General features: G+C 33.5%; 8 protein-coding genes and 1 pseudogene. 1 reads left to right on the forward strand and 8 read right to left on the reverse strand.

Annotation, left to right across the window (positions count from 1 at the left end; genetic code table 11):
- The 8 genes from ACOYLP_RS08870 to ACOYLP_RS08905 form a co-directional block, all read right to left on the reverse strand.
- Nucleotides 1-2,241, reverse strand: a 2,241-nt coding sequence (locus tag ACOYLP_RS08870; RefSeq protein WP_422855818.1) for a hypothetical protein, incomplete at its 3' end; no start/stop codon positions are given.
- 146 nt (nucleotides 2,242-2,387) lie between these two features.
- Complete coding sequence (locus ACOYLP_RS08875; protein WP_422855819.1) at nucleotides 2,388-3,560, reverse strand: proline dehydrogenase family protein; 1,173 nt, start codon at nucleotides 3,558-3,560, stop codon at nucleotides 2,388-2,390.
- A 128-nt stretch (nucleotides 3,561-3,688) separates the two neighbouring features.
- Nucleotides 3,689-4,984, reverse strand: a complete 1,296-nt coding sequence (locus tag ACOYLP_RS08880; RefSeq protein ID WP_422855820.1) for a DASH family cryptochrome — start codon at nucleotides 4,982-4,984, stop codon at nucleotides 3,689-3,691.
- Nucleotides 4,981-6,522, reverse strand: a complete 1,542-nt coding sequence (locus ACOYLP_RS08885) for a cryptochrome/photolyase family protein (RefSeq protein WP_422855821.1) — start codon at nucleotides 6,520-6,522, stop codon at nucleotides 4,981-4,983. Before ACOYLP_RS08885 ends, ACOYLP_RS08880 begins: the two co-directional genes overlap by 4 nt.
- A complete protein-coding gene (locus tag ACOYLP_RS08890) occupies nucleotides 6,512-6,658 on the reverse strand; it encodes a DUF2256 domain-containing protein (RefSeq protein WP_422855822.1) in 147 nt (48 codons plus the stop codon). The genes ACOYLP_RS08885 and ACOYLP_RS08890 overlap by 11 nt, the downstream gene beginning before the upstream one ends.
- Complete coding sequence (locus ACOYLP_RS08895) at nucleotides 6,627-8,138, reverse strand: deoxyribodipyrimidine photo-lyase/cryptochrome family protein (protein WP_422855823.1); 1,512 nt, start codon at nucleotides 8,136-8,138, stop codon at nucleotides 6,627-6,629. The genes ACOYLP_RS08890 and ACOYLP_RS08895 overlap by 32 nt, the downstream gene beginning before the upstream one ends.
- Entirely contained in the window at nucleotides 8,135-8,785 is a 651-nt protein-coding gene (locus tag ACOYLP_RS08900) for a flavin reductase family protein (protein ID WP_422855824.1), read from the reverse strand. Before ACOYLP_RS08900 ends, ACOYLP_RS08895 begins: the two co-directional genes overlap by 4 nt.
- Nucleotides 8,786-8,798: 13 nt before the next feature.
- A complete protein-coding gene (locus ACOYLP_RS08905; protein ID WP_422855825.1) occupies nucleotides 8,799-9,215 on the reverse strand; it encodes a DUF2452 domain-containing protein in 417 nt (138 codons plus the stop codon).
- A 99-nt stretch (nucleotides 9,216-9,314) separates the two neighbouring features.
- Between ACOYLP_RS08905 and ACOYLP_RS08910 the strand changes: the two are divergent.
- Nucleotides 9,315-9,393 (forward strand): annotated as a pseudogene (locus tag ACOYLP_RS08910) (FeoB small GTPase domain-containing protein); the annotation flags it as partial.

Consider the following 9,393-nt stretch of genomic DNA (forward strand, 5'->3'; position numbering starts at 1 on the left):
AACTCCACCACAACCTGCAAATGTTAAATCAGGTACCACTCCGCCAAGATTAGTAACACTTCCAACAGCAATGACAACAACGTTATTGTTCAATAGACTTCCGGATAGAGCCAAATCACAAGTAGGTGTTGTAAGCCCATTATTGTATATTTTAATTTTATAATTAGCTAAATTAACTGTTGCACCAGTTCCATTATAAATTTCTATATAAGTCAACTGACCAGAATTTGCATCAGTTACTTGAGATATAAATAAATTTGAAGGAATGGGCAATACAGTATTTACTGGACTTGTAAAAACTATTGTCCCAGTAGGATTAGTACAAGTAGGTTGTTGAGTAACACTTACCACAGGAACAGGACATGGAGTAGTTGTTGAACAAGTTAGTGTTGTTGATCTATAACATCCACTACCAACAGGAGTTACAGTAATTTTAACTTGATCACCTGGATTTAATGAATTTACTGTAAGATTTAGTGACGGCGAAGTTGGTAAAGATGCTATTGATCCTGAATTAATTTGATAGGAAACTGTATATCCACCAGTAGCACCAGTTACAGGAACCCAATTAAATGTAATTGAATTAGCAGTTGTTAGCCCACAAGTTACATTTGGTGCCAATCCATTAACATCAACTTGCACACTAGCTGATAAATTACAAACTGTATTTGTAGTGAAAGTAATGTCATCTATTGCAAAATCATTTCCGCTAACAGAAGTATTTGTGTCAAAAAGTTGTACTTGAGCTGTTGTACTTGCTCCTGAATTCCACACAAATGGGGAAAATTGAGTCCAATTACAAGGTGTTGTGGTTAAATTTAATGTCCCAACCGTTACACCATTGATAACTACTCTTAAAACTGCTGGAGAACCATTATTTAAAGATTGTGCCCAAAAAGAGAAAGTATAATTCTGACCTGCATTAACAGGCATTGTTTGTCCCCAGACTAAATCATTTCCTGCATTTGTAGACGAACCATCTACGACCATCATTTGACCAGTTCCAGATGTTTGATCAACACAAGTTGCAGAAAATCCTGGCTCCCATGTATTAGGGTTTACTACTATTCCATATGCTTTTTGAGCTAAAGTAGGATTGTTTGGAGCGTAATAAGTATAATCACTATCAAAACCTATATTCCCATTTGAAAAATTACCATTTGTAATCAAATCCAAAACAGTATTTTTTGTAGATGTAACAGTATATAATGTTGTTACAGTAGGAGAAACTGTTGGCGTTGCACTTGTCGTTGCTGTCAAAGTCAGATCTGCGGGAGAAGCTGTCCATGTATAACCTGTGGAACCTCCACTGACTGACAATGTAGTTGGAGCTCCCGAACAAATAGTTACATTATTGCTAGTTAATAAACCAGTTGAAGCTCCTATTGTAATATTAGTTTGACTTACTATTGTTCCAGCACTATCTATTACAGAAAGCGTATAATTAGCTCCAGGAGCCAAACCTGTAAAAAATCCTGTCGAATTGGTTATGGTTGGACCTCCATTTGTCAAACTATAGGTAACATAAGGTGTCACTCCATTATTGGCGTAAGCTCTAATAGTTCCATCATTACTATTAGCACAACTTTCATTAGTTAATGAATAAGAAAGAGAAAGTGGTAACGGAGCAGCTACTAAAGAAAAATCGTCTAAGGCAAAATCATTACCAGTAACACTGGTTTGATTATTAGTAATCCAAATTTGTGCATTATTAGTTGTTGCTGTCCATGTATAAGTGACTTGTGTCCAAACTGATGGATTGCCAGTAGGACAAGAAGCTGATCCTGATGTTAAAACTGGTGCTGTTGTTGTGCCATTTGTATTTACAGCAATAATAGCTGAGTTAGCAATTGTATTTGTTGCCGAAATAGAGCGAATCCAATAAGAAAAAATATAAGTTCGACCACTTACAACCCCAATAGATGAACCATTTAATAATTCCCAGACTTTATCTCCTGAATTCGTAGAACCGTCAACCACCATCATTTTTCCTGTTCCAGAATGGTCATTGGCATTAGCAAAATTAGCTGTATTCATTGCAAATGAATTTGTCAGAATATTATAATCTCTTGGACCACTTGTACCAGCAGTTGCTGGAAGGAAATAGTTAGTCTGAAATCCTGTACCGGCACCACCACTTTCAAAATCACCATTAATCAAGAGATTTTGTGAAAACCCTTGAAAGGAAATTAATGCGTTTATAAGAATTAATAACTTATATAAAAAATTAATTGGTTTCATTAAAAAAATAAATTTTGAAAGGTCTTCAGCTTATTACTAGGTATGTTTAAAAAACTAAGTTCAAAGATATTGATTTTAGTGCACTTCAATGTATATATTTTAAAAAAAAACGAATAAAAAAACCTCAATTAGTGAGGCTTTTTTTTCTATTTATTAAGTTTTCTTCGCTGTCTTTCAGTCTTTAATAAGTTTAACTCCCTACTTGTTTGGCCAGCAACAGATGTGTTTTCTTCCGCTCTTCTGATCAAATAAGGCATAACATCCCTAACTGGTCCAAAAGGTAAATACTTGGCAACATTAAAACCATATTTTGCTAAATTGTAACTAATATTGTCGCTCATTCCATACAATTGTCCGAACCATATTCTGTTATCATTTTTAGAAATCCCTCTAGATTCCATCATTTCTATCATTTTATAAGTACTTGATTCATTGTGTGTTCCCGCAAAAATGGACATTACATCTAAATTATCCATCATATATGTCATTGTAGTATCATAATTTATATCTGTGGCCTCTTTACTTTCGCAAATTGGTGTCGGATACCCCATTTCTTCAGCTCGATTATTTTCTTTTTCCATATAGGCACCACGAACGATTTTCATCCCAATAAAAAAACCTTCAGCTTTAGCCTGTTCATGTATTTTTTTTAAATAATAAATTCTGTCCCAACGGTATAGCTGAAGCGTATTAAAAACAATAGCTTTCTTTTTGTTATACTTTCTCATCATGTCAGTAACTAATTCGTCAGCAGTATCTTGCATCCAACTTTCTTCACCATCTATTAAAAGTGATACATCTTTATCATGTGCCGTCTTACAAATTAAATCAAAACGAGCCACAACTCTGTTCCATTCTTTTTGCTCTTCGAGAGTTAAAGGTTGCTTCTCTCCTATTTTTTCATACAAATAAAATCGTCCTAAACCCGTAGGCTTAAAAACGGCAAAAGGAATCGCTTTTCTTTCTTTAGCAAATTCAATTGTTTTTAAGGTCATTTGTAAGGCAGCGTCAAATTGCTCTTCTTCTTCTTTTCCTTCGACCGAATAATCTAAAACAGAAGAAACACCTTTGGTAAACATTTTATCAACAACCGAAAGACAATCATCCTCAGTTGTTCCGCCACAAAAATGGTCAAAAACAGTAACTCTGATTAAACTTTCAACAGGTAAATGCACTTTCAAAGCAAAATTAGTAATAGCAGTTCCAATGCGCACTAATGGCTCATTGTCAATCATTTTAAATAAAAAATAAGCTCTTTCTAATTCGTTATCTGTCTTGAGTGCAAAGGCTACTTGAGTGTCGTTGAAAATTTTTTCCATTAATTTAGTATAAGCCACAAATATAAAAAGAGTTTTAGGAATAATTCCTTCTAAAAAATTGTTTTACTATATAATTTGAATTGAATTAAAAAAGAATAAATTGAAAACTGCTCTTCTTATTTTTTAATTTAAAAATCAGCTAACCATAGCTTTCTATATTCTTTATCTTTATCATAATCCTTTGCCTGTTTCTCAATATTAAAATAGCGATTTCCTCTAGGGTCATTACCTACTCCAGCCAAATAAGCCCAATTTCCCCAATTACTACAAACATCATAATCAATAAGTTGTTCCTCAAAATAAGCTGCTCCATAACGCCAATCTAATTTTAAATCATTGCACAAATAACTTGCTACGTTTTGTCGCCCACGATTACTCATGAAACCAGTTAATTTCAATTCTATCATATTGGCATCCACAAAATCAACTCCGGTATTACCATTAATCCAACTTTGTAATGCCAAAATATTGTGTTTACTAATTTTAATTCCTTTACTTTGAATTCCATTTTGTTGAAAAAATTTAGCACGGTGCTTTTTCATCATAAACCTAAAATAATCACGCCAAAGTAATTCAAATACCAACCAATAAGTTGAATCATTTGATCCGAATTGAGTTTCATATTTTTTAAGTTCAAAATAAATTTCTCTTGGAGATAAACTTCCAAGTGCTAACCAAGCTGAAAATTTAGAGGAATAATCGGCACCAATCATTCCGTTTCGTGTCTCTTTATATTTGGAAATCGATTTTGTTTCAAAAAAATAATGTTTTAACCTAAGTATAGCTTCTGTTTCTCCTCCTTTAAACGGAAGGACAGCTCTGGAATCAGTTGAAAAATTATTCAACCCTAAGTCTTTCAAAGTTGGCAAACATATTTTGGATATTTGAGGAGATTTTATAGCAGTTGGTTTTTTAAAAACATTTCTTATTGTTGCATCTTTCTCAGTCTTCTTTCTGAAATTGGTGAACATATCCGGAATATCTTTGATAGAAAAGGGCAAATCTTCTGCGTGGTATAATGTGCTGGTACTAAAAGTTTCAAATTCACAGCGTAATTTAAAAAGTTCCGATTGCACTAAACTTTCTTTTTGTTTTTCTTCGAAAGCTACTTCACGTTTAGCATATACTTTATAAGCTTTATATTCTTGTACTATTTTGGGAATCTCAATTTCAGGATTTCCTTTTAAAACAATTAATCCCGAACCTAACTCACGAAGGTTTTTATCTAAATTTGCCACTGATTCTAATAAAAACTTTGCTCTAAAACTACCTGTTTTACGAAAACCATATTCGGTTATTTGAAATTGAGCGTCATCAAAACAATACACCGGAATAATTTCATCACTTTGTGAAATTGCTTTTACAAGTGTTTCATTATCATGCAATCGCAAATCTGTTTTAAACCAAACAATCGCTCTTTTCATAATTCATTTATATTTTTTAAATAATAATCGGCTTGTTCTAATATAGAACTTTTATCTTCTGGTTTCATTTTTTGCCAAACATTATACATCATCCCAATTCGTGGATTTTTAGCTAATTTATCTTCCTGTTTATCATAAAAATTCCAATACAAACTATTGAACGGACAGGCTTTATCTCCGGTCTTTTTCTTTTTGTCATAATAACATGAACTACAATAATGACTCATCTTATCAATATACGAAGCGGAACTCACATAAGGTTTCGTTCCTACAATTCCGCCATCAGCAAACTGGCTCATACCGCGAGTATTGGTAATTTCTACCCATTCGATAGCATCAATATAAATTCCAAGATACCAAGCATCGACTTCATCAGGATGCACTCCGGCTAGCAACGCAAAGTTTCCGGTAATCATTAAACGCTGAATGTGGTGTGCATAGGCATACTCTAAAGATTGTGTTATAGCATCTTTTAAGCAATTCATTTTGGTCTTTCCTGTCCAAAACCAATCGGGCAATTTTTCAGTATGGTTGAAGAAATTAAGCGTAGCAAACTCGGGCATTTTTAACCAATAAATCCCACGCATATATTCTCGCCAACCAATAATCTGACGAACAAAACCTTCAAGTTGGTTGTAGTCAATTTCATCTTTACGATTTCCCCATTCTTGAACAGCTCTGTCGATTACCTCTTTGGGCAAAATCATTTTGACATTCATAGAAAATGAAATCCGTGCATGGTATAATGACCATACGTTGGGTGACATCGCATCTTGATAGGAACCAAATAACGGCAAACATTCGGCAACAAAAAAATCAAGTAAGGCTAACGATTGTGTTCTGTTGATAGGCCAGACAAAATACTTGGCATCAATTCTTCCAATTGTTTTAACATTTGCTTTCTGAATTTGATCAAAAATTTCAGTTACATCATTATTAAATACTAAAGGTGATGTTGCTTTATGATCTTTAGGCAACTTTTTACGGTTATCACCATCATAATTCCATTGACCTGTTGTGGGATTATCGCCATCCATCAGGACATTGTGTTTCTTTCGCATGGCGCGATAAAAGCTCTCCATCAAAAACATTTTTTTGCCTTCGAAGAAATTGCCTAATTCTTCTCTGGTACTGAAAAAATGCTCTGTATCATACACTGAACGTGGAATTTTAAGCTGAGCACAGTAATTCTTGAATAAAATATCTAATCGATATTCATCAGGTAATTGATATTCAAAATGATTGTAATTTCCTTGGTTAAACAATAGATCTAAGTTCTTTTCAAAAGATTGTAAATTGTTTTCATCAGTTAAATTAATATAAATCACAGCATGCCCTTTAGATTTTAATTCTACAGCAAAAAAACGCATGGAAGTAAAAAAACCAACTACTTTTTGAATATGATGATTAGCATAATCCGTTTCCGTTCTGACTTCCATCATAACATAAGTAACATTATCATTGACGGTTTTGAACCAAGAATGATTTATGTTTAATTGATCGCCTAAAATTAATCGAAGTGTATTTTTATTTTGCATTTTTATTTTCTCTACATCTATCACTACAATATTTAACTTCGTCCCAAACTTTCTCCCATTTTTTTCGCCAAGAAAAAGGTCGGTTGCAAACCATGCAGGTTTTGTTAGGTAAGTCTTGCTTTTTTATTCCGCGCATTGATTGATTTATTTGAATTAGGATTGGTTACATGCTTATTCAGAATTCGTTTGCCCTCAGCTTTGACGTCATCCTTTTTGCGAAAACTCCAGATAATATCACTGGCATGTTTTCGAGTAGCTTCAATGTCAACAATTGGTTCGGGATAGTCTTTGCCTATTTCGCATTGATACAATTGCTGCTCTATAAGACTCAATTTCCATGGTTCGTGAATTAAATGAGCTGGAATATTTGCTAATTCGGGCAACCATTTTTTGATAAAAATTCCTTCACTATCATGCTCTTCTGAATTCTTTATCGGATTGTAAATTCGAACCGTATTTATTCCGGTGACACCCGACTGCATTTGCAATTGCGGATAATGAATTCCGGGTTCATAATCTAAAAACTGACGAGCTAAAAAATGTAATTCACGCCAATCCTGCCAAAGATTAAACACAAAAAAAGATACAACCATAGCGCGCATTCTAAAATTAAGATATCCGGTTGTAACCACACAACGCATGCAGGCATCAACAATCGGCACACCCGTTTTTCCTTGCTGCCAAGCTTGAATATACCTTTCGTTTTTTGGCTTTATAATCGTATCAAAAGCGCTGTTAATGTTATGGAATTCCATTCGACATTCACCTTCAAACTTTTGAATAAAATGGCAATGCCAGTGCAAACGAGAAACAAAATTAAGCATCGCTCTTTTATTAGGTGAACTTTCATAAAACTGATTCGTGTATTGATACACCATTCGCATACTTATGTTACCATAGGTCAAATAGGGTGATAATCGGCTACAACCTTTTCTACTTAAATTGGGTTTAGAAATGTGCTTATTATAATTAACATGTCGCTCCTTTACAAAACTATCTAAATACCGCCAAGCCCAATACTCGCCACCTTGCTGAAAATTTTTATGGTGAGTTGTAATGTCTTTTGGAAGTTCATTTCCTTTTAATCTTGTATAAAAATTAGTTTCTAAAGTTTCGATTTTTAGGTCGTTTATATTAATTATCTTGGGTTCAGCACGCATTACATTTTCCCAACGTTTGTCCCAATCTTTTCTAGATTTTAGTTTCCGAATTACACCGTGCATTTGAGATTGTTTCCAATGAATAGTGTTTTCATCAAAAAAAGACTGCATCGCAATATCTCTATCGAAAGTAAATTTATTTCCAATTTCTTGATATGAAAAAACTGTTTTTACATCATAAATAGTTAGCAATTCTGTAAAGACAGATTGGACTTCATTGTGAAAAAAATAAATTTTAGCTTCAACTGATTTTAGCTTAGACTGCATTTCTTGTAATGATTCATAAACAAATCGCCAGTGACGTACATCAGAATCATCATATGCCATAACTGATGGTTCAAAAAAGTATGCTAATAGTATAGGGAGATTATCTTGTTGTGCCATAAAAAGAGGTTCGTGATCTGTAAAACGTAAATCACGTTTGAACCAAATAATATTGACGGGTTTTTTTTTCAATTTTGAAGTAATGATGTAATTTCTTTATCGGGTTTTGCGTAGCTTAATCGGTCTAATTGGATTGTTTTGTGATAACTATCTAAACCCGAACATGTAATTGTATTAGCTTTTTCTATATCGACAAAACCATCTTTGTTTAGACAATCTTCCGGAATATAAATTTGAATTATTTCTCCAATTATTAAAATTGTATTATTTATAGAGATATCCATTTTTTCTCTAAATTCAATACCTAACTGAATAGTAGACTCGGCAACAAAAGGAGCGAAAAAATTATTTCTGTATTCGGTTTTCAAACCTGTAGCATCAAACTCAGATATTTCTTTGTCATATCTTGCCGATGTTTGATGTGCTTGTTTGTATATTGATTCGTTTATATGATTTATGGTATAAAAACGGGTATCAATAATATTTCTCATAGTATCACGCTCTGGTGGACTTGGGCGAAAAATCATTCCGATTAAAGGAGGATTAGCTCCGATATGAAAAAAAGAACTGAAAATACCTAAATTAGTTTTTCCAAGTTTATCAGAAGTTCCAACCAAAGCAACACTTTTAAATCCGCCTAAACTATTAATCAAATGAACTCGCTGTTGCTTTTCTAATCTATCTATAGTCTCAGTATTGTAATAAATTTTATTGTACATAATTAAAATTTTATCAAAAAATGATGTCATTTTTATGGAGTACTATCCACTTTTTATCACTATTTAATTTAAAAGTGCCAATGTGTTCTTTATTCCATTCGTTTGGAGAAATAAGAGAGAGAAAATTTATACCATCATCACCTCTGTACAAATGATAAACTTCGCCAATTACAGGCTCAAAAGAAAACCGTGAATTGTAAACTAATTCGTTCCACTCAAATTCTTCAATTAAATTTTGGTATTGCATTTTAAGTTCATTGAACTTATTTTCAAACTCTTTGTTTACATTACTAATACCTCTGCTCTTCCAAGAAACAAGATCATCAATTTTAATCAACGGAGCACCAACATTGGTAGCATATGGCAAAATACTCGCGTGATATCCTTTTTCATCAGAGTATACAATATTATCTGGTTTGTCTTTTTCCATTCTTTATCGCTTAGAAATTTTGTTATTTGTAATAGCACGTTGCAACTTACATTTGAATCGGTCGATGCCTTCTACTCTTTTTGCTGAATGTTTGGTTTTACAGTTTTCAACTCGCTCACGGGTCTGCGGCAGCACACCGGCAATTGGCCGGGAAAAACCGTGGTGCGGGCCGAGGGCG

The organism is Flavobacterium sp., assembly GCF_049318325.1.
Taxonomy (GTDB): Bacteria; Bacteroidota; Bacteroidia; order Flavobacteriales; family Flavobacteriaceae; genus Flavobacterium.

Coding starts and splice junctions, on each gene's coding strand:
- ACOYLP_RS08875 (WP_422855819.1), bottom strand. CDS start 3,560: ATGGAAAAAATTTTCAACGACACTCAAGTAGCCTTTGCACTCAAGACA.
- ACOYLP_RS08880 (WP_422855820.1), bottom strand. CDS start 4,984: ATGAAAAGAGCGATTGTTTGGTTTAAAACAGATTTGCGATTGCATGAT.
- ACOYLP_RS08885 (WP_422855821.1), bottom strand. CDS start 6,522: ATGCAAAATAAAAATACACTTCGATTAATTTTAGGCGATCAATTAAAC.
- ACOYLP_RS08890 (WP_422855822.1), bottom strand. CDS start 6,658: ATGCGCGGAATAAAAAAGCAAGACTTACCTAACAAAACCTGCATGGTT.
- ACOYLP_RS08900 (WP_422855824.1), bottom strand. CDS start 8,785: ATGTACAATAAAATTTATTACAATACTGAGACTATAGATAGATTAGAA.
- ACOYLP_RS08905 (WP_422855825.1), bottom strand. CDS start 9,215: ATGGAAAAAGACAAACCAGATAATATTGTATACTCTGATGAAAAAGGA.